The organism is Caulobacter sp. Root487D2Y (assembly GCF_001427165.1).
GTDB lineage: Bacteria > Pseudomonadota > Alphaproteobacteria > Caulobacterales > Caulobacteraceae > Caulobacter.
Genome location: NZ_LMFD01000007.1, coordinates 1 through 19,188 on the forward strand (window position 1 = coordinate 1; position 19,188 = coordinate 19,188).

Sequence of the window (19,188 nt, forward strand, 5' to 3'; positions counted from 1 at the left end):
CCGGTTGATCCGGTCTCGATCACGACCGACGGGCTCGGTTCATACGTTGCGGCGCTGAAGGGTCTGGACCTGATCGACCTTCACCGCCCAGGTCGCTTACGGGAAAACAACCGCGCCGAAAACTCGCACCTGCCCATCCGAAGACGCGAGCGAAAGATGCAGGGGTTCAAGTCCCAAGCCCCGGCCCAGCGGTTCCTCACCACCATGCGGCGGTCTACAACACAGTCTACGCTCAGCCCCACCTGATCCGCCGCCAGACCCTGCGCCAGTTTCGAGGCGAAGCCATGCGTGCTTGGAGCCAAGCCGTGAGCGCCCGAGCTGGACACGGTTGGGCATATCGTGGCCAGGCGGGTTAACCTGACAATGCTGGAAACTCCACCCGCCAGCTACGGCCGCCAAGGCCGCTATAGGGCGCGCAGGCCTGCAGGGCGCGGGCGGCGGCGCGTTCGGCCAAGAGCAGCGGTGCGTCAGCGGGGGAGGGGATCTTGCGGACCGCCTTGGGCGAGCCTGTTAAGCGTCCGTCATCGCCGATCTCGACCATCAAGGTCGCCTTGCGCGGTGAGGCCGAGCGCCAGCACGGCGCCACCTGTTTCCAAAGGTCGCCGGCCGGCGGCGAGGCGGGCCGGGCGCCGACATTGGGCAGGGACGCGGCGGCGTAGAGATCGATCCCCTCGGCGCCTTCGCCCTGGCCAAGGCCCTGGTCGGCCCGGCTCGAGCCGGACGCCGGTGAGCTGTTGGCGGCGACGCCAGATCCGCCGCGCTGGCCGCCGTCGGACGGTCGATCGGGGCCCGCCGCGGCCGAGGTCGAAGCGGGCGCGGCGGCCTCCGGCGCGATCAGGCGATCGAGGCGCTCGCCGGCGTTTGCGTCCGGAACGGGCCTCGGCGGAACGGGGCGGGAGGCGGTCGGAGCGGCCGCCGGCGCGGCTGGAGGCAAGGCCGGGGCCCCGCCGGGCGCGCCGCTGACCAGGGTGACGCCGACCACCCCGGGGGCGGCGACGAGGGTCTGGCCTCGCGCGCTTAGCAGCAGCGCGGCCAGGACGACAACGGCGTGACCGCCCAGGGCGACGAGCGCCGCCGCCGTGCTGATGCGCGAGTCGTCAGGGGCTTGCGGACTTGATCCTGACATGGTGCGGGAAGCGGCCTTGCGGGGCTCGTGGTCGATGAGGTCGCAACGGTAGCGATCCGTATGGCTTGGGTCCACCGGACGCCGCAACTTTGGAGACCTCGTCTATTCATCCGCCTGCATCGCGTGATATCAAGCGCTCGGAAGCCAAGCTTCCGGAGTGCGCGCGTCGGGGCGCGGAGTGGGGGTCCATGCGTCAGCAACCAGGTCCAGTCAGGGGCCAGGACGGCTTTGCGGCCGTTGACGCGCTGGTGGCCGTCACCATTCTCTCGTCGAGCCTGGCCCTGTCGTTGATGGCCGCGCAGGTCGGAACGCGCGCCAGCCGCTCGGCCGGCGAGACCCGCGACGCCGAACTGCTGCTGCGCGAACGCCTGGAAGCCACGGCCGGTCAGGTCGGGGTGTGGAGCGGTCACGATCTGGGCCTGGACTGGCGGGTCGAGGCCAATATTCCGGACGCCGGGCCGGCTCGCCAGGCGGCGCCTTGCGTGCGCACCGCCTCGGCCAAGGCCGCCAGCGGCCGCGCCTATCGCATCGCCACCGTCGATATCTGCCGGCCCGAGGCGACCGGATGACCGACGACGGCGGCTACACCCTGGCCGAGATGCTGGCGGCCCTGGCGATCCTGGGCATGGCCATGGGCGGGCTGGGCCTGGTCGCCAGCCTGATCGCCCGCCAGCAACTGGCCTCGAGTCGCGTGTCCACGCGCCTGATCGAGGACCGCGCCGCCGACCGCGCCCTGACCCTGTGGCTGGCCGAGCAGGACGCTGAGACCCTGAGCGGCGATGATCGAAGGCTTTCGGCGACCTGCGGCGAGGCCGCTTGCTCGGCGCGTCTGGAAGCCGACAAGCGGCGCACCGTGCTGATCCTTCAGGCGCGGTCGGGACCGGCGCGGCGACTGCGCCTGCGCCAACGGGACGTTCGGTTCGGCTATCTGGACAGCCGCGGGGCGGCCGCCGTTTGGCCGCGATCGGACAGGCGCGAAGGGGACGCCCGGGACGCGGCGCCGCGCGCCATCTTGTTGGTGGCCAAGGGCGCGAACGCGCCGCTGGCGGTGGCGCGGGTCTGGACCCGCGAACCCCGCGATTGCCAGTTCGACGCCATCATCGGCGCCTGCCGGACCAAGGCGCCATGAGGACGCCCCTGGATCTGCGGTTGGTCAACGACGACGAAGCCGTCGGCGACGTCCTGCATGACGAGGCCCCTGGCGTCGCTGCGCCGCCGCGCGTCTTCGCCCGCGCGGTCCAGACGCCGGCCGGCTGGCCATGGGAGCAGGTGCGCGGGGCTCAGCTGGCGGCGCGCCACCAAGCGCCTCTGCCGATGGACCAGGTCTGTCTGCGGCTCAAGCGCCTGACGCCGTGGCGGCCTGTGCAGGGCGCGCTGTTCGCCGCGTGCTACGTGCGCGCCTCCGAGATCCAGGAACGGTTCGAGGCGGAGGTCCAGGTCGAAGGCCGGCCGGCGCGGGTGGTGTTCGAACCGCCCGAGGCCCTGGCCCGCCGGGCGCGGCGCTCGCTGCTGGTCGGCGGGGCGGCGGCGGCCGTCGCGGCCCTGTTGTTCGTGTCGGTCGCCGGGGCCCTGCTGGCCCGCGCCCAAGGCGAGGAACAGCTGGCGGTCCTGGAGCATGACGCGGCGGTCAAACTCCAGCGGGTCGAGGCGGCTCAACTGGTCCGACGGCAATCGGCGGCCCTGGCGGCCGCGTCGCCGGGCGACCGCGTGGCGGTCCCGCTGACCGATCTGGCCTGGGCGATGGCGGCGCGCAAGCCCGACGCGCGCATCGAGGCCTGGCGCTGGGACCATGGCGTCAGCCGCGTGCAAGCCCGCGACGAAGCCTCGCCGTTCGCCGATCCCCGTCGGGCGGTCACCCGCCAAGGCGTCGGGATCTGGCGGATCGAACCGGAGGGGGACGGTCGATGAACCGGGACCGAGCCAGCGGACCGGGCCTCGCGGTCGTCGCGGCGATGATCGGCGGGGCGGCGGCCATCGTCACCGCCACGGGTCTGGCGGCACTGGCGCGTCCCGCCGACCGCGCCGCGCGTCTGGCCGAGCTGGAACGCAAGCTCGATCGCATCGAGGCCTTGCGGCGCGACGGGGCCGATGACGAGCCGACCTATCCGCGCGGCGCGATCTGCCGCGAAGGCGTTGCTCTCGGCGCGGGCGTCGTCGAGCAGAAGCTTCGCGCGCGGCTGGGGCAGGCTAAGCTGGCGGCGATCGCCTTCGAGCCCTCGTCCCCGGCCGGTGACAGCCTGCTGGCCGTCAACTTCCGCTTCGAGACCGTCGGCTCCTACGAGGACGCCATGACCCTGCTGGGCGGTCTGGACGCGGCGCGTCCGACGCTTTTCGTCGATTCCATCGACCTGGTTTCCAAGACCTCGGCCGTTTCCTTGCAATTTTCAGGACATTTCTATTGCTCGACCTCCGCGCGCCTCTGATCCCGATCTGCGCCGTGGTGGGCCTGACCCTGGGCGCGGCCGCCTGGCTTGCGGCCGGCCGCCAGGACGTGCTGACCCCGGCTCAGGACCGGTTGGCGGCGCTTGGGCCGTCCCGCGCCCAGCGGGGCGTGGACGGCGGCGCGCCGTCGCTGTCGGGGCCGCCGCTGTTTGCCCTGTCGACCGGCCCCAACGCCGTGCGCGATCCGGTGGTGACGGTGCTTGGGTTGTCGCGCATGCCCGGGCGCGCCGCCGCCCTGCTGGCCATCGACGGCAAGCCGCCCGCCTGGCTGGCGCGCGGCGAGAGTCGGGACGGGGTGGTGTTACGCGACGTCGGGTCCGGCCGCGCGAGCCTCGATCTGCCCTTGGGCGTGCGGACCTTGCGCATCGGCGAGGCCACGCCCGTCTCCCCTAGCGGCGCGACCGCCAGCCTTGGCCCGTCAACTCTAGCTTTCCCGAGCGCGCCCGGCGACGTGCCGCCCCCGGGCTTCAGGCCGCCTCCGCCCCCCGCCAGCGCCCCTGGCCTTGGCGGATAACGGGTGTCTCAAGTGAAGTCTCCCATGACCTTCAAGCGCGCATTCTGCCTGGTCCTTGGCGCCACCTGCCTGACTCTGACCCCGCCGGGAACGGCGCGGGCGCGGGCCGCCCCCGCGCCGGCCGAGCGGGCCGAGTCCTTCACCTTCGCCTTCCGCGACGCCGATATCGCCCAGGTGGCCGAGGAGATTCTCGGCGCCGCCTTGGGCGTGCCCTACACCATCGATCCCGGCGTCACCGGCAAGGTGTCGTTTCGCATCGACCGGCGGCTGACCCGCGCCCAGTTGCTGGAGGCGTTCGAGGCGGCCCTGGCGGTCAACGACGTGGCCCTTCTGCGCCAAGGCGACAGTCTGGTGCTGGCCCCGCGAGACAAGGCCCGCTCGTCGGCCGCGCTGCGCGATCCCAGCGCGGTCAGCGGGGGGCGGCGCGGCGGCTACGAGGTCGTGGCCGTGCCGCTGTCGTTCTCCACCCCCACCGAGGTGGCCAAGGCGCTGGAGGCGATGACGGGCTCCAAGGCGGTGCTCTATTCCAACGACAAGCTGGGCCTGATCGTGCTGGGCGGATCGGGTTCGGAGCTGCAGTCGCTGCTTGAGACCATCAAGATCCTCGACCGCAATGTCTTCGAGGGCGCGCGCATTCGCTGGTTTGATCTGCACCAGGCCGCGGCGGGCGCGGTGGCGTCCGACCTGGCCAAGGTCCTGGCGACCGCCGGGGTGCAAGGGGTATCGGTGTCGCCGCTAAACCGGCTGAACGGCCTGATCGTTTCGGCCCGCACCGAGCAGGCGATGGACGAGGTGGCCAACTGGATTGTGCGTCTCGACACGCCTTCGCGCGATCTGTCCACCCAGCTCTACGTCTATCGCCCGCGCAGCGCCTCGGCCGCTTCGCTGGCCAGGACCCTGTCGCAGGTGCTGTCGACCGGCGACGCCAAGGGCGGCGGGTTCAACAGCCGCCAGTCCGACCGCGACTCGTCCCAGACCGACGCCGCCAAGGACGACGGCGGCGGGGCGACAAGCAGCGGGAGTGAAGGCGGCGCCGAGAGCTTGGGCGAGCAGAAGCTGGAGGACGGGGTGCGCATCGGCGTGGACCGCGACAGCAACACCCTGATCATCCGCGCGCCGGCCGCGCGTTGGATGAGCCTGCAGCAGACCCTGGCCGAAATCGACCGTCCGCCCGCCCAGGTGATGATCGAGGCCTCGATCATCGAGGTCAGCCTGACCAACGATTTCCGGTTCGGCGTCGATTGGTCGGTGGTCAGCGACAACGGCAAGCTGGCCGGCAATTCGGTCTATACCGAAAACGGCGTGATCGGCCCCAAATTCCCCGGCTTTTCGATCACCTATCTGGGCGGCGACATCGACGCGGCGATCAACGCCCTGGGCTCGCGCACCGCGATCGACGTGGTCTCCGCCCCCAAGCTGATCACCTTGGACAACCACAAGGCGCGCCTGCAGATCGGCGATCAGGTGCCGATCGTCACCCAGACGGCCACCGACACCACCACCTCCTCGCCCGCCATCGTCAACACGGTGGAATACCGCGACACCGGCGTGATCCTCGAGGTCACGCCGCGCATCAGCGGCGAGGACAAGGTGGTGGTGGACATCACCCAGGAGGTCAGCGGCGTGGCCAAGACCGTGACCTCCGGCATCGACTCCCCGACCATTCAGCAGCGCAAGCTCTCCAGCACCCTGGTGCTGGAGGACGGGGCGGTCGTGGCCCTGGGCGGGCTGATCAGCCATCGCAACAGCGACTCCGACAGCGGCGTGCCGGGGCTCAAGGACGTCAAGTTCCTGGGCGCCCTTTTCAAGTCGACATCAAAGGAAGGCGCGCGGACCGAACTGGTGGTGCTGCTGAGGGTCAAGATCATGCGTGACCCGACCGCTTCCAGCCAGATGACACGCGACCTGCTGGCCGACATGAAGGAGATCGACAGCCGTGGCCTGCTGGCGCACTGAGGATCGTCGCGCGGACGGCCCCGACGGGGGCTACGCCACGGCCGCGGCCCTGAGCGTCAGCCTGGCGGTCGCGATCCTGGCGGCGGCCCTGGTGATGCGCGGGGTTGCGGCGCTGAAGCTGGCGCGAGCCGATTTTCGGCGCAGCCAGGCCGAATACGCCTTGTCTGGCGCCCAGGCGCTGGCGGTGACGCGACTTTTGAACAGTTCCAGTTCGGGCCGGCTGGCCTGGAGCGCGGGTGGGCTCGATCCCCGGGGCATGAGCCTGTTGGCTGAGCCCGAGGCCCCCAAGTTGGCGCTGGCCGCGGCGGCCGAGCTCGACGACAAGGCCTTGACCGCCCTGGGCGCCGCCGATCCGGACCAGGCACGGCTGCGGCTGGCGGGCCTTGAGGCGGCCAGCGCGACCCCGGACCAGGTCCAGGCGGCGGACCAGGCGAGCGACTGGCGGGTCTGCGCGGTCAGCGCCATCTCGCCTTGGGGCTTGGCCCAGGCCGTCAGCCTGGGCCCGATCCGCGAGCCGGATCAGGAGCCCGGCGCGGCGCGCGCGGGGCAGGTCTGGCGGATTGTCGCGCGCACCGAGGACGGCTGGACGGACGAGCGGATTGTGAGATTGATCGGGCGCGCCGAAACGCCCGGCGCGATAATATGGCGACGCTTCGGAAGAGGCGCGGGGAAGGGCGTGACATGCGACAAGACCATCGAGGTTTCGGCCAGAGGCGAGGGCGCTCCGGACAAGACGCCGGCTACACCCTGACCGAGATGCTGGTGGTCATCGCGATCATCGGCCTGATCGCCGCGGTGCTGACGCCCAGTCTGATGGGACAGCTGGGCCGCGCCCGGGTGAAGTCGGCCCAGTTGCAGCTGGAGTCGGTGGCCGCCGCCGTCGAAATGTTCCGCTCCGACGTTGGTCGCTATCCGACCGCCGGCGAGGGCTTGGCGGCGCTGGTCGACGAGCCGGCCGACGCCGAGGGCTGGACCGGCCCCTATCTGAAATCGGCCAGCGCCCTGAAGGACCCGTGGAGCGGCCAGATCCTCTATCGGACCGGCGACGATGAGACCTTCGGGGTCGTCAGCCTCGGTTCCGACCGCAAAGAGGGCGGGACGGGGACCAAGCGCGACCTGGTCGCGCCCAAATGAATGTCGCGGCGCTCATCGCCGCCCTGCCGCTGGGCGCGGTCGTCGGCAGTTTCGCCGCCACGGCGGGCCTGCGCTGGGCGCGGGGCGAGCAGGCCCTGACCGGGCGTTCGCGCTGCGACGCCTGCGCCGCGCCGCTCGGGTTTGGCGCGACCGTGCCGATCGTCTCCTTCGTCCGGCTGGGCGGCGCCTGCGCGGCCTGCCGCGCGCCGATCCATCCGGGGCACCTGGCCGGCGAGGTCCTCGGCGCGGGCCTGGTCATGGCCAGTGTCGCGATCCTGCCGATCGGCCAGGCCTTGGTCGTCGCCGCCCTGGGCCTGGCGTTGATCGCCGGGGCGGCCGCCGACGTCGCCAGCCGCCGGCTGCCGGACCTGGCCAGCCTGGTCGCCGCGATCCTGGGTCTTGGCCTCGCCCTTCACCGGGGGCCTACGGCGGCGCTGACCGGTCTGGCCGCCGCCGCGTTCACCGGAGGCGTGTTGCTGCTGTTGCGCCGCAGCTTCGCGGCGCGGCGTGGCGATCCCGGCTTGGGCCTGGGGGACGTCAAATTGGCCGCGGCCCTGGCCCTGTGGCTGGGGGCGGCGACGCCCTGGGCGATCGCGCTGGCCGGTCTGCTCGGCTTGGCGCAGATCCGGCTGATCAAGTCGCCTGACGGAAAGATCGCCTTTGGTCCGGTCCTGGCGGCCAGCGGCTGGGCGGTCGGGCTGGCGGTGCAAGCAGGCTGGCTTGGAGACCTGATTCCATGACCGTGGCCCGCAACCCCGCGCGCGCCCAGGCGCGCGCCAGCCTGGTCGAGGCTCTGATTGAACGCGGCCTGGTCGAGCGCTCGGCCATCGCCCGGGCCGAACTGGTCGCCGTGCGCACCGGTCAGCCGGTCGAGCAGGTGCTCAACCAGCTGGGCGTGCTGTCGGACGAGGAGCTGACCCGCGCCTACGCCCAGGCGGCCGGGTGCGAGATCTGGGAGCCGCGCCTGCGCCCGGCGATGGTCGAGATCGCCGACCTCGGCGTCGCCGCCGACTTCCTGCGCCGCGCCCGCCTGCTGCCGCTGGACGGGGCAGGGGCCGCGCTGGTCTGCGCCGCCTGCGACCCGTTGGACGACGAGGCGCTCGCCGGCCTGGTCTTCGCGGCCAACCGTCCGGTCAGCGTGCTGGCCGCGCGCCCCGCCGACTGGCGTCGGGCGTTCGACGAGCGTTACGGCGTCGAGGCGGCCGCGCCCTCCGAAGCCTTGGACGAGCGCCGGCTGGCTCGCGAAATCGACCAGGTCTCGGACGGAGCGGTCGAGGGCGGCGGCGCGCGCCTGGTGGCTGAAGCCTTCGAGGCGGCGATCGCCCTGGGCGCTTCGGACATCCATTTCGAACCGCGGCGTCACGACCTGCGCGTTCGCCTGCGAGTCGACGGCCGGATGATCGACCACCTTGTGGTGGCCGCCGATCTGGCCGCGCCGGCGGTGTCGCGGATCAAGGTGATCGCCAACCTCAACCTTGGCGAACGCCGCTTGCCGCAGGACGGTCGCACCTCGTTCGTCATCGGCGGCAAGTCGGTCGACGTGCGGGTGGCCACCGCCCCGACGGTGTTCGGCGAGGCCGCCGTGCTGCGGATCCTTGACCGCAGCGCCGTGCCGCTCGAACTTGACGGCCTGGGCCTGGCGCAGGATGTCACGCAGGTTCTGCGCAAGGCCGCAAGCGCGCCGCACGGGATCTTCCTGGTCACCGGTCCCACCGGCAGCGGCAAGACCACCACGCTCTACGCCCTGCTGGAAACCTTCACCGGTTCGCCCAAGAAGGTGCTCAGCGTCGAAGATCCGGTCGAGTACCACTTCGAGCACGTCTCCCAGACCCAGGTCGCGCCGCAACTGGGTCTGACCTTCGCCGCCGCGCTGCGCTCGTTCCTGCGCCAGGACCCCGACGTCATCCTGGTGGGCGAGATCCGCGATCCGGAGACGGCGGCCGTGGCCATCCAGGCGGCGATGACCGGCCACTTGGTGCTGGCCTCGATCCACGCCAACGACGCCTTGGCGGTTCTGCCGCGTCTGCTCGACATGGGTGTCGAGCCCTATCAGCTGGCGGCGGCGTTTCGGGGGGCGGTGGCCCAGCGGCTGGTTCGACGTCTGTGCCCGCACTGCCGGCAAGCCGCCGCGCCGACCGAGGCCGAGCTGGCCTTCGTCGCCAGCCAGGGCCTGGCCGCTCCGCTGCGCGCCTTCAGGGCCCAGGGCTGCCCGGCCTGCAAGGGCGCCGGCTTTAGGGGACGGGCGCCCATCGCCGAAGCCTTCTTGACCAATGACGCCCTGCTCAGAGCCGTCGCCGACCGCCAGCCGGCCGCGGAGATTGGTCGACTGGCCCGCCAATTGGGCCTGGTCAGCATGGCGGCCGACGGCCTGGACAAGGCCATGCGCGGCGAGACCACGCTGGAGGAAGTGATGGGCGCGGTTCATGACTGACGCCCAAAGCTTTTCCTATGTGGCGCTCGGGGCTGACGGTCGGCGGGTGCGCGGCGAGGTTCCAGGGCCCAGCGAGCAGGCGGCCTTCGAGCGTTTGCGGCGTCAAGGCCTGTCGCCGCTCAAGCTGTCGCCGGTGCGAACCCAGGCCCGCGGCGGCGACCATGGTCTTGGGGACCGCGAAAGCGCCGAGATCCTGCTCAGCCTGGCCGACCTCCTGAGCGCCGGGGCCGACATGCGCTCGTCGCTGAACGTGCTGTTGTCGCGGGCCCAGGGTTCGCGCGTCGCCAACGCCTGCCGTCGATTGCTGCGGGAGATCAGCGCCGGCCAAGCGCTCGACGCGGCCTTCGCCAAAACCCTGGCGCCGCGCCACGGCTTCGTGGCCGCCCTGGTCGCGGCGGGCGAGGCGTCCGGCGATCTGCCCCAAGCGCTGCGCCGGGCGGGCGAGATGCTCGAGGCGGCCATCAAGTTGCGTCAGCAGTTGGTCGCCGCCCTGGCCTATCCTTTGTTCGTGCTGCTCAGCACCCTGGCGGCGGCCGGGGTGATCCTGCTGGCCGTCGTCCCGTCGCTGGAGCCGTTGGTCAGCGAAGGCGGCGAGGGGAGCGCTCCGATCCTTTCGGGATTGCTGGCGGCCAGCCGCCTGCTGCGTGAGCACGGGCTGGTCCTGGGCGGCGGCCTGGGGGGCGTGATCGCCCTGACCTTGGCCCTGGGCCGCGCCGGCTTGCTGGCGGGACCGCTCGACCGCATGTGGCTGGCGGGGCCCTGGCGGCGCACGACCTGCGCCCTGGCGTTCGGCGGCTTTTCGATGTCGCTGGGCGCGATGCTGAGCGCCGGCGCGCCGATGAGCGAGGCCTTGCGCCTGGCCATTGGCGCGGTGCGCTCAGATCTGGCCAAGACCCGCCTGCGGATCGTACTGCAACAGGTGCGCCAAGGCGTGTCGCTGTCGCAGGCTCTCCAGGCGGTGAAGGGCTTTCCGCCGACCATCGTGCGGCTGGTCTCCGTGGGCGAGTCGACCGGAGCCTTGGGGCGGATGCTGCAGCGCTCGGGAAAGCTGGAGGAGGCCGCCGCGGTGCGCGACATCGAGGCGGCCGCCCGGTTGCTGGGGCCGGCTTTGATCGTCCTGCTCGGCGGGTTGATCGGTCTGATGATGGCCGGGCTGCTGTCAGGCGTGACCGAGTTGGGCCAGGCGGCGCTGAACTGAGAGCTATCGCATAGATTTCAACGCGTCCTAGTTGCGCCCCGCGGAATGCGGTTCTACGGTCAAGCTTCGTCGGAAGTTTAGGTGGGGGCGTTCGGTGGCTTTTTTGATGCGGTCGCGCTTGGCGATCGCCTTGGGCTCGCTTGCGATCGCGAGCGTGGCGTCCGTGTCGGCGGCCCAGGTCACCACGACCTATACCTATGACCCCCAGGGGCAAGTCAAAACCGTCGCCCGGCCCAGTGGCGCCGTGGCCTACACCTACGACGCGGCGGGCAACCGCACCGCGCTGAACATCGTCTATCCGCCGCCGGGCGCGGGGGCTGGCTCGCTCAGCGTGCCGTTCGGCGGCTCGGCGAGCCTGGCCCTGCCGGTCAGCGGCCCGTTCACGGGGGCGACCGTCGAGGCCGCTCCGACCAAGGGCTCGGTGTCGATCTCGGGCACGACCGCGACCTATACCGCCGGCGTCAACAGCTACGGGGCCGACAGCTTCACCTATCACGCGGTCGGACCGGGCGGGAACTCCGCCGTCCAGACCATCACCGTCAGCATCGCCAACCCGCCGGCCCCGATCGCCGGAAACGGCGCGATGAACGTGCCCTACAATTCCGCCGCCAACGAAACCGTGCCGACAGCCGGCGTGGTCACATCTTGGGCCGTGGCCACCGCCCCAACCAAAGGGACGGTGACGAAGACGACGGGCCTTGGCTTCACCTATACGGCGACCTCCGGCGCGTACGGCGCCGACAGCTTCACTTTTTACGCCAGCGGTCCCGGCGGAAATTCGAGCCCGGGTACGGTGAGCGTCACCATCGCCAACCCGTCGGCCCCGACGGCGGCCAACACCTCGCTGTCGGTGGCCTACAACGGCGCGGACGCGACGGTGGCGCTGCCGGTGGGCGGGGTGGTGACCGGAGCCACGATTGTCATGGCCCCCGCCCACGGCTACTACGCGGTCACCGGCACGACCGCCCACTACACGCCCTATACAGGCTACTACGGTCCCGACAGCTTCAACTACGTGGCCAACGGACCGGGCGGCAATAGCGCGCCGGCCACGGTGTCGGTCACGGTCGGCAACCCGCCGGCCCCGACGGCGGCCAACACCTCGTTGTCGGTGGCCTACAACGGCGCGGACGCGACGGTGGCGCTGCCGGTGGGCGGGGTCGTGGCCGGAGCCACGATCGTTACGGCGCCGGCCCACGGCTACTACGCCGTCACGGGCACGACCGCCCACTACACGCCCTATACCGGCTACTATGGTCCCGACAGCTTCAACTACGTCGCCAGCGGACCAGGCGGCGCCAGCGCGCCGGCCACGGTGTCGGTCTCGGTCGGCTTGCCGCCGGCCCCGACGGCGGGCGCGGTCTCGACGACGACGGCGTTCAACACGCCCAAGGCCATCGGCCTGTCGCCGAGCGGGATCTACAGCTCGCTGGCGGTCGCCTCCGGTCCGGCCCATGGCTGGGCGTCGATCAGCGGCACGACGGCGACCTATACGCCCAACGGTCTGTATTCCGGTCCCGACAGCTTCACCTACACCGCCACGGGTCCTGGGGGCACCAGCGCCCCGGCCACGGTGTCGGTGACGGTCGGCGCGCCCCCGCCCAACAATCCGCCGACCGCGGTCAATGACGGCACGGTCCAGATCGTGGCGGGCGACACGGTCAATGTGAACGTGACGGCCAATGACAGCGACCCCGACGGCGACACGCTGTCGATCGTCTCGCTGAGCAAGACCACCTCGACCAAGGCCGACTACGCGTTCAGCGGCGGCACGATCACGGTCATGGCCAAGTCCTCCAAGGGCGGCGACAGCCTGACCTACACGATCACCGACGGCAAAGGCGGCACGGCCACCGCCACCCTCTCCATCAATGTGACCTTCTAGGCGTGCGGGGCGTGATGACCAGACCGATGAGCTTCCCGTCGTTCCGCGCGACCCTGCGCGGATCGCTGGCCGCCCTGGCCCTGACCGCCGCGACGCTGCTGGGCGGCGTAACCCCCGTCCTGGCCCAGGATCCGATCCCGCCGCCTAAGCATTCGGCCGTCGACGCCAACGGCGTGGACCTGATCAGCGGCGCCATGAGCGTAACGTCCGGGCTCAACAGCATCGGTCCCGACGGCCCGGGCGGGCTGGCGGCGTCCAAGACGCTCAGGCCAGGGTTCTCGATCTCGTCGATGTTCTCCTACGTCAAGCTGGTGGGCAGCGCCGAGGTTCAGGAAACCAGTCTCGTGGCCTTCATGGGCCAAAGCCAGCTGTTCGTTGGCGCACCCGATCTCGGTCCAGAGTTCTCCGAGGGCAACACGCTGGACAAGGACGCCAACAACATCGTCTACACCCTGGCCGATGGCACCGTCGCCCGCTTCAAGCTGGTCCATATCCAGTACGTCATGAACCCCAACATGCGGCCGGCCTGGGGCGTGCTGCAGAGCGTCACCTATCCGTCCGGCGAAGTTTTGACCTTCACCTATGACGTGGAAGGCATCGGCGCCAGCTGGATGCAGGTGGAGAGCAGCCTCGGCTACACCATCGCCGGATTCGGCGGGATGCACGAATGGGACGCCTCGGCGGCGGCCAACCTGACCCAGGGCGGGTGCTCGAGCGCGGTGTGCTCGGGTCCGACCTTCGCTTCGCAGGCGGCCCTGGGGCGGACGCCGACCAAATCCGAAACAGCCACGACCGTGACGATCAACAGCCCGGCTGGCGGCGTACCGAAGGTCTACACCGTTTCCATCAGCCCCCAATATCCCAATGGCGCGGTCACGGCGGTCACCGACGGTGCGGGAACCTGGACCTACGCCTACGACCAGATTCAGGACCAAACCTTCCATCCGCTCAACTTTAAGCAGGTCGTGACGGTCACCGATCCGCTAGGCAACAAGCGCACGGTCACGTCGCGTCTTGAGAACCAGCAGATCATCAGCGACACGGTCGGCATCAAGCCCGACGGCACGGGCGGCCAGACCACCACCTTCCAATACGATGCGGACAACATCTATCCGGGTCTTGGACGGCTTATGCAGATCTCCGCGCCGGAGGGCAACCGGGCCCGCTACGAGTACGACAACCAGAACAATGTGACGGCCAAGTGGAACCTGCCCAAGGGGACGCCGGTAAATGCGGATCCCAGCACGGTCCCCGGCGCGACCGTCATGCGCGCCTCCTACAACATGACGCTGTGCACCAGCGTCCAGATCTGCAACCGGCCCGACTGGATCAAGGACGAGCGCGGCAATCAGACCGACTTCACCTATGATCCGGCCCATGGCGGGGTGCTGACCGTCACCAAGTCGGCCGGTTCGGACGGCGTGCGGCCTCAGGTTCGCTACACCGATCAGACCGACTTCACCTATGATCCGGCCCATGGCGGGGTGCTGACCGTCACCAAGTCGGCCGGTTCGGACGGCGTGCGGCCTCAGGTTCGCTACACCTACGGCCAGTTCACCGCCCGCTACATCAAGAACGGCGTCCTGACGGCCGCGYCGSCGGTCTGGCGCCTGACCCGGACCTCGACCTGCGCGACGGGCGCGGCGCCGGCATGTCTCGGCACGGCCAATGAAACCGTGACCGACTAYGCCTATGAATCCAGCGCCGCGGCCAACAATGTGCGCCTGCTGTCGGTGACCACCCGGGCSGGCGACAACAGCCTGTCGGCCACCACCAGCTACGCCTAYGACGCGCGSGGCGACGTGATCGCCACCGACGGGCCGCTGGCGGGTGCCGCCGACACGAGCCGGACCTATTACGACGCCTCGCGCTGGAAGACCGGCGTGGTCGGTCCCGACCCCGATGGGGYGGGGGCGCTGCTCTATCGCGCCAGCCGCACCWCCTACGCCGCCGACGGCCAGCCCACCCTGGTCGAGACCGGCACGGCGACCAATCAGTCCGACACGGCGATGTCGAGCTTCGTCGCGCTGCAACAGAGCGTTCCGGCCTATGACGCCCAACGGCGCAAGATCAGCGACAGCTTGGTGGTCGGCGGCGTGACCCAGGCCCTGACGCAAGTCGGTTACGACACGGCCGGCCGCCCAGTCTGCCAGGCGGTGCGAATGAACCCGGCGGCGTTTGCCTCCGCGCCCGGCGCTTGCAGCCTGGGGACCCAGGGAACCGACGGGCCCGACCGGATCACTTACACCGTTTATGACGCCGNTGAACCCGGCGGCGTTTGCCTCCGCGCCCGGCGCTTGCAGCCTGGGGACCCAGGGAACCGACGGGCCCGACCGGATCACTTACACCGTTTATGACGCCGGCAACCGGGTCACCCAGGTGACCAGCGGCTATGGAACGACCGCACCCTATACGCCCCGCGTCGAGAAGACCGTCACCTACACCGCCAACGGCCAGGAGCAGACCGTCGCCGACGGCAGGGGCAACCTGACGACCTACGAATATGACGGCTTCGACCGGTTGGTGAAGGTCCGCTATCCCAATACCTCGGGAACCGGCAGCTCGATCACCGACTACGAGCTATATGGCTATGACGCGGCCGGCAATCGCACCACCTGGCGCAAGCGCAGCGGCGAGACGGTGACCTCCGTCTTCGACGCCCTCAACCGCGTCACCTATCACGACGGCGTCCAGACCTGGTTCTACTACGACAACCTGAACCGGCCGACCTTTACCTATGCTGGAACCAGCGCCGAGAAGATCAGCGCGCGCTACTACAACGCCCTGGGCCGGGTCACGGCCGACTACGCCTATCTGAACGGGACCTTCTTGCCGATGGCCTACTGGTACGACCAGGCGGGCAACCGGCTGGGGGTGCAATGGCCCGACGGCTTCTACGTCACCTACGAGCACGACAACACCGGCGCGGTTACCGCGATCCGCGAGAACGGCTCAGCCAGCCTGGCGTCCTACACCTATGACAACCTTGGCCGGCGCTCGGCGGCCTGGTTGGCCAACGGGGCCAACAGCCAATACAACTACGACGCCGCCTCGCGGCTGAGCGACCTGTCGCTGTACGTGCCCGATCCGGCCAAGCGGCAGGCCTATGGCCTGACCTACAACGCCGCCGGCCAAGTCAAAAGCCGCACCGGCTCCAATTCCCTCTACGAGTGGACCGCCGCCCCGACCGCCAGGAGCTATACGACCAATGGCCTGAACCAATACGCCGCGGTCGCCGGGGCGCCGTTCAGCTATGACCTGCGCGGCAACCTGAGCTACGACGGGACGACGGGCTTTGGCTATGACCTGGACAACCACCTGACCAGCACCTTGGCGGGGGGCAGCTTGGTCTATGATCCGCTCGGCCGGCTGCAGGAGATCGCCAAGCCGGGTTATCAGACCCAGCGCCTGGCCTATGACGGCTCCAACTTGGTCACCGAGTACGACACCGCCAACACCATCTTGCGCCGGTACGTCCCAGGGCCGGGAACCGACGAGCCGCTGGTCTGGTACGAGGGCGCTGGGACCACCGACCGCCGCTTCCTGCTGGCCGACCCTCAGGGCTCGATCGTGGCGGTGACCAGCAATGCGGGGGTGGTCAGCGCCATCAACACCTATGACGAATACGGCGTGCCGGCCGCCGGCAACCAGGGGCGGTTCCAGTACACCGGCCAGGCCTGGATGCCCGAGCTGGGGCTGTACCACTACAAGGCCCGAGCCTATTCTCCGACCTTGGGGCGGTTTCTCCAAACCGACCCCATCGGCTATGATGACGGGCTCAATTGGTACGCCTACGTGGGGAACGACCCATTGAATCGGAGCGATCCGACGGGGTTACAACAAACTTTGCCACCCCCTGTCGAAGAGGTGGTCGTAAAGGCAATGAACTATGCTCGTCGCCAGAAAATGAATGCCGACTTGCGGAGAGATCAGTTTTTCAACGACTTGGCGGCTTCACTAAAGAAGGCCAAGGATTGGCGCGATAGTCATCAGTGCGAGATTTGGCGAGCGTCTGACGGGGCTCAGAACTTTGGCGGAGACGTTCAGAAAGCCTCGCTTGTGGGGGCTGCGGTAAGCGTTGGTGCTGCAGTCCTACCAACCGGCGTTAATCAGGCCGGGGCAACTGCGGGCCTCACTGTATCAGGCATAGGTTACGAGGTCGGAGGTGCCATCGGTTTGGGCGGAACTGCGGGCAAGGCAGTGGCCGGTGACTACGGCCCGCTTGCTACAAATGTCAGTTCCCAGATTCTCGGTGCAGCGCTCGGACCGGTATATGCTGGCGGCAAGTTCGCCAATGAAGCCGCTGACGCTTTGCGGAATGGCGGAGATGCTGTCGCTGGTGAGGCCTCGGATCGTATTAATAAAGGCAGCGCGGTGGCGAAGAAGTGTGGAGCTAAGTAATTGATTTTCGTTAGAATATTTCTTTTGCTAGCGTCCGGGATAGTTGGTTTCTGGGCTGGCGGGCTCGCGCCGGGGCCGTGGTCCATAGTTGTGCAAGTTTCTGCACTAGGCGTTTTTGCGATCAATCTCGTTCCGATTATTCAAGAGTTCTCGGCGAAAAATCGGCGGTCTCGCTTTCTGTTGAATGATGGTGAGCTTTCGTCTTGGCATCCGGTGGCCATAATTTCATCTTATTTGTCTATAGCAATGTTCGGTGGCGGCATTTACATGATATTGACCGCTATCCGGCCGAGAGGGCACTCAGTAGATGTGGAATTATACTTTAGGTATGGAGTGTTCCTTGCGGCTCTCGGCCTGGTCATTGGCGTTCTGGTAAGACTTTTTGGGCGTAGAGGTTAGAGTAGAGCGGCTTCTCTGACGAAAGGGAGTAGAGGCTGCGTCTGCGCTGTTTTGGCGATCCGCGTTTGAATTTGAAAGAGCCTTCCTATGTCGCAGACCACGCCCCAACCTGGTGACCGTCTCGTCGCCGCCATCGAGGCCCAAACGGTGGCGATCGGCCGCGCGATGGACCGTTGTCCTGATCCTGCTTGCGACCGCCACGGTGGGCCTGGCCATCGTGGTCTTCGTCGCCGGCTGATCCGGCTGAGGTCGTCCATCCGCTAGCCGATCGCGGCGCCCCAACCCGAGGGGGTTGCTCCCGTGCCGGAAGACCGCCTTGGGCGGTGATATCAAAACCCGCCAAGCCCTCCGAAACGAGCCCGCCAAATAGGGGCAGGAAGGAAGGGCACGTCACGCACACCTGCGGTTCAGCTAGTGCGTTGAAAAGCCTCGGCAATATTTTGAAAACGGTGTCATACCTTGGTATGGCATTTTTTGCCGGATACCGGTTATCGAGCGAAAACAGCCGGTTAGGTGTCATACCAAGGTAGGCGCGGCTCAGCCGGCCGTGGTGGTCCTGGCGGCGATCAGGGCCCTGGCGCGCCGGGCGCGCTGGAAGTGGCGTTGCCGGCCTTCCTCGTAATAGGCCTCCACGGCCTCCAGGAACTCGGCGGCGTCCTCGTCGCTGATGGTGGCGAGGGAGACCACGCGCCGAGGGTCGGGGCCGGTGCGGTCGGGGATCTGGTGCATGGGGGCAAATCCTGGAGCTGGGTGGCCAGGCGTCAGGCCGGGCCGTGAGGGGCTGGGATGGACCACGCATGGACGACTTTGGACGACAGATGGACCAAAGGCGCGATCCGGGGCCGTGGTCCATTCCTGGTCCAAAGTGGGCCTGAGCTTCGGAGGCAAGATAGGCATTGTTGGCCAACAATACGGTCCCTTGCTCGCGGTGCTCGGCGGGCTCTGCGAGGCGGACGGCAACCAATATCAGGACGGCCGGTCAGCCTGTAGGCGGGCGTCGATGGCCAGCAGCATGGCGCGCAGGACGAAGACGGCGATCGTGGCCATGGCGGCGCCGGCGGCGACCTGGGCGAGGTTGCTGAGGATCGGATCGATCATGGGCCGTCTCCTGGATCGCTTGATGGTGTGGGAGGTCTTTTAGATAGGCAAGCAGCCGGCTTAAGGAGCGGCTGAGAGCCGATCCTGGGGGCGGGCGCTGCGATGTGACCGCCAGGCCCCGGAGGGCGGCGGCGAAGGCGTCAGGTCGCCGGATGGGCCAGGACGGCGTCGAGCATCTCGACCAAGAGCCGTTGCTTGGCCTTGGGGAGTTGGCTGATGGCCTCGACCTGCTGCTGAAGCCGCGAGGTCGGGCCGCGCTTCCCGGCGGCCCGGTACACGGGCTGGCCAGTCAGGATCTCCTCGATCGACACGTCCAGGATCTCCGCCAGGGGCGGGAGCAGGGATGCGGCGATACGCGCGCGGCCGACCTCATAGTGGGCGAGGGTCTGCTGGGCGACACCGAGGTGATCGGCGACCTGCTGCTGGGTCAGGCCCCGATCCTTGCGGATCTGGGCGATGCGTGCGCCGAGGGCTTTGAAGAAGCCTTCGTCCTTGGTGTTCATGGCGGCCAAAACCCGTTCGGTTACGGCCATCGCTATACCCCCTGTTTTTTAGAGACACGCTTGACGTTACTCCCGATGGGAGTATCACGAAAGGGAGTTAT

Annotated in this window: 17 protein-coding genes and 1 pseudogene; 14 read left to right on the top strand and 4 right to left on the bottom strand. The window is 68.9% G+C overall.

From position 1 onward, the window contains the following. Positions 1-356 (top strand): annotated as a pseudogene (locus tag ASD38_RS07420) (DDE-type integrase/transposase/recombinase); the annotation flags it as partial. Here the strand turns inward: ASD38_RS07420 and ASD38_RS07425 are convergent. Continuing rightward, positions 353-1,126 (bottom strand): hypothetical protein, encoded by a 774-nt coding sequence (locus ASD38_RS07425; protein WP_056458967.1) that lies wholly within the window; start codon positions 1,124-1,126, stop codon positions 353-355. The pseudogene ASD38_RS07420 and the gene ASD38_RS07425 sit on opposite strands and share 4 nt — an antisense overlap. A gap of 188 nt (positions 1,127-1,314) precedes the next feature. Between ASD38_RS07425 and ASD38_RS07430 the strand changes: the two genes are divergently transcribed. The 13 genes from ASD38_RS07430 (at position 1,315) to ASD38_RS25085 (ending at position 17,087) form a co-directional block, all read left to right on the top strand. Beyond that, complete coding sequence (locus tag ASD38_RS07430) at positions 1,315-1,695, top strand: hypothetical protein (protein ID WP_156390617.1); 381 nt, start codon at positions 1,315-1,317, stop codon at positions 1,693-1,695. Further along, positions 1,692-2,255, top strand: a complete 564-nt coding sequence (locus ASD38_RS07435) for a prepilin-type N-terminal cleavage/methylation domain-containing protein (RefSeq protein ID WP_056458971.1) — start codon at positions 1,692-1,694, stop codon at positions 2,253-2,255. The genes ASD38_RS07430 and ASD38_RS07435 overlap by 4 nt, the downstream gene beginning before the upstream one ends. After that, a complete protein-coding gene (locus tag ASD38_RS07440) occupies positions 2,252-3,034 on the top strand; it encodes a hypothetical protein (protein ID WP_056458973.1) in 783 nt (260 codons plus the stop codon). The genes ASD38_RS07435 and ASD38_RS07440 overlap by 4 nt, the downstream gene beginning before the upstream one ends. Beyond that, positions 3,031-3,549, top strand: a complete 519-nt coding sequence (locus ASD38_RS07445; protein ID WP_056458977.1) for a hypothetical protein — start codon at positions 3,031-3,033, stop codon at positions 3,547-3,549. Before ASD38_RS07440 ends, ASD38_RS07445 begins: the two co-directional genes overlap by 4 nt. Then, positions 3,525-4,082 carry a hypothetical protein gene (locus ASD38_RS07450; protein ID WP_056439951.1) on the top strand — a complete coding sequence of 186 codons (558 nt, stop codon included), beginning with the start codon at positions 3,525-3,527 and terminating at the stop codon, positions 4,080-4,082. The genes ASD38_RS07445 and ASD38_RS07450 overlap by 25 nt, the downstream gene beginning before the upstream one ends. Positions 4,083-4,106: 24 nt before the next feature. Next, positions 4,107-6,038: a type II secretion system secretin GspD gene (gspD, locus tag ASD38_RS07455; protein ID WP_082560699.1), complete on the top strand. Its 1,932-nt coding sequence runs from the start codon at positions 4,107-4,109 to the stop codon at positions 6,036-6,038. Then, the gene (locus tag ASD38_RS24875; RefSeq protein WP_056458980.1) at positions 6,019-6,789 is read left to right on the top strand and encodes a hypothetical protein; all 771 of its coding nucleotides are present in this window, start codon (positions 6,019-6,021) and stop codon (positions 6,787-6,789) included. Before gspD ends, ASD38_RS24875 begins: the two co-directional genes overlap by 20 nt. Before the next feature lie 5 nt (positions 6,790-6,794). Further along, on the top strand, positions 6,795-7,172 hold the full coding sequence (gene gspG, locus ASD38_RS07465; RefSeq protein WP_235523790.1) for a type II secretion system major pseudopilin GspG: 378 nt from the start codon (positions 6,795-6,797) through the stop codon (positions 7,170-7,172). Continuing rightward, positions 7,169-7,912: a prepilin peptidase gene (locus tag ASD38_RS07470; RefSeq protein WP_056458982.1), complete on the top strand. Its 744-nt coding sequence runs from the start codon at positions 7,169-7,171 to the stop codon at positions 7,910-7,912. Before gspG ends, ASD38_RS07470 begins: the two co-directional genes overlap by 4 nt. Further along, complete coding sequence (locus ASD38_RS07475; RefSeq protein ID WP_056458985.1) at positions 7,909-9,603, top strand: GspE/PulE family protein; 1,695 nt, start codon at positions 7,909-7,911, stop codon at positions 9,601-9,603. The genes ASD38_RS07470 and ASD38_RS07475 overlap by 4 nt, the downstream gene beginning before the upstream one ends. After that, positions 9,596-10,801, top strand: a complete 1,206-nt coding sequence (locus tag ASD38_RS07480; RefSeq protein WP_056458988.1) for a type II secretion system F family protein — start codon at positions 9,596-9,598, stop codon at positions 10,799-10,801. The genes ASD38_RS07475 and ASD38_RS07480 overlap by 8 nt, the downstream gene beginning before the upstream one ends. Positions 10,802-10,955: 154 nt before the next feature. Beyond that, positions 10,956-12,686: an Ig-like domain-containing protein gene (locus ASD38_RS07485; RefSeq protein WP_162252130.1), complete on the top strand. Its 1,731-nt coding sequence runs from the start codon at positions 10,956-10,958 to the stop codon at positions 12,684-12,686. Between the two features lie 2,835 nt (positions 12,687-15,521). Next, positions 15,522-17,087: an RHS repeat-associated core domain-containing protein gene (locus ASD38_RS25085; RefSeq protein WP_442857019.1), complete on the top strand. Its 1,566-nt coding sequence runs from the start codon at positions 15,522-15,524 to the stop codon at positions 17,085-17,087. 936 nt (positions 17,088-18,023) lie between these two features. On the opposite strand, the gene ASD38_RS07500 is transcribed toward ASD38_RS25085, so the two are convergent. From ASD38_RS07500 to ASD38_RS07505, 3 genes are all read right to left on the bottom strand, one after another. Continuing rightward, positions 18,024-18,215, bottom strand: a complete 192-nt coding sequence (locus ASD38_RS07500; RefSeq protein WP_056459001.1) for a hypothetical protein — start codon at positions 18,213-18,215, stop codon at positions 18,024-18,026. Between the two features lie 237 nt (positions 18,216-18,452). Next, entirely contained in the window at positions 18,453-18,584 is a 132-nt protein-coding gene (locus tag ASD38_RS24880; protein WP_268760934.1) for a hypothetical protein, read from the bottom strand. A gap of 140 nt (positions 18,585-18,724) precedes the next feature. Next, positions 18,725-19,117: a helix-turn-helix domain-containing protein gene (locus ASD38_RS07505; protein ID WP_056459005.1), complete on the bottom strand. Its 393-nt coding sequence runs from the start codon at positions 19,115-19,117 to the stop codon at positions 18,725-18,727. Between the last annotated feature and the right edge of the window lie 71 nt (positions 19,118-19,188).

Excerpts from the sequence above, each read along its gene's own strand:
- ASD38_RS07425 (WP_056458967.1), bottom strand. The coding sequence starts at position 1,126 with ATGTCAGGATCAAGTCCGCAAGCCCCTGACGACTCGCGCATCAGCACG.
- ASD38_RS07430 (WP_156390617.1), top strand. The coding sequence starts at position 1,315 with ATGCGTCAGCAACCAGGTCCAGTCAGGGGCCAGGACGGCTTTGCGGCC.
- ASD38_RS07435 (WP_056458971.1), top strand. The coding sequence starts at position 1,692 with ATGACCGACGACGGCGGCTACACCCTGGCCGAGATGCTGGCGGCCCTG.
- ASD38_RS07440 (WP_056458973.1), top strand. The coding sequence starts at position 2,252 with ATGAGGACGCCCCTGGATCTGCGGTTGGTCAACGACGACGAAGCCGTC.
- ASD38_RS07445 (WP_056458977.1), top strand. The coding sequence starts at position 3,031 with ATGAACCGGGACCGAGCCAGCGGACCGGGCCTCGCGGTCGTCGCGGCG.
- gspD (WP_082560699.1), top strand. The coding sequence starts at position 4,107 with ATGACCTTCAAGCGCGCATTCTGCCTGGTCCTTGGCGCCACCTGCCTG.
- gspG (WP_235523790.1), top strand. The coding sequence starts at position 6,795 with ATGCTGGTGGTCATCGCGATCATCGGCCTGATCGCCGCGGTGCTGACG.
- ASD38_RS07470 (WP_056458982.1), top strand. The coding sequence starts at position 7,169 with ATGAATGTCGCGGCGCTCATCGCCGCCCTGCCGCTGGGCGCGGTCGTC.
- ASD38_RS07475 (WP_056458985.1), top strand. The coding sequence starts at position 7,909 with ATGACCGTGGCCCGCAACCCCGCGCGCGCCCAGGCGCGCGCCAGCCTG.
- ASD38_RS07480 (WP_056458988.1), top strand. The coding sequence starts at position 9,596 with ATGACTGACGCCCAAAGCTTTTCCTATGTGGCGCTCGGGGCTGACGGT.
- ASD38_RS25085 (WP_442857019.1), top strand. The coding sequence starts at position 15,522 with ATGGCCTACTGGTACGACCAGGCGGGCAACCGGCTGGGGGTGCAATGG.
- ASD38_RS07500 (WP_056459001.1), bottom strand. The coding sequence starts at position 18,215 with ATGCACCAGATCCCCGACCGCACCGGCCCCGACCCTCGGCGCGTGGTC.
- ASD38_RS24880 (WP_268760934.1), bottom strand. The coding sequence starts at position 18,584 with ATGATCGATCCGATCCTCAGCAACCTCGCCCAGGTCGCCGCCGGCGCC.
- ASD38_RS07505 (WP_056459005.1), bottom strand. The coding sequence starts at position 19,117 with ATGGCCGTAACCGAACGGGTTTTGGCCGCCATGAACACCAAGGACGAA.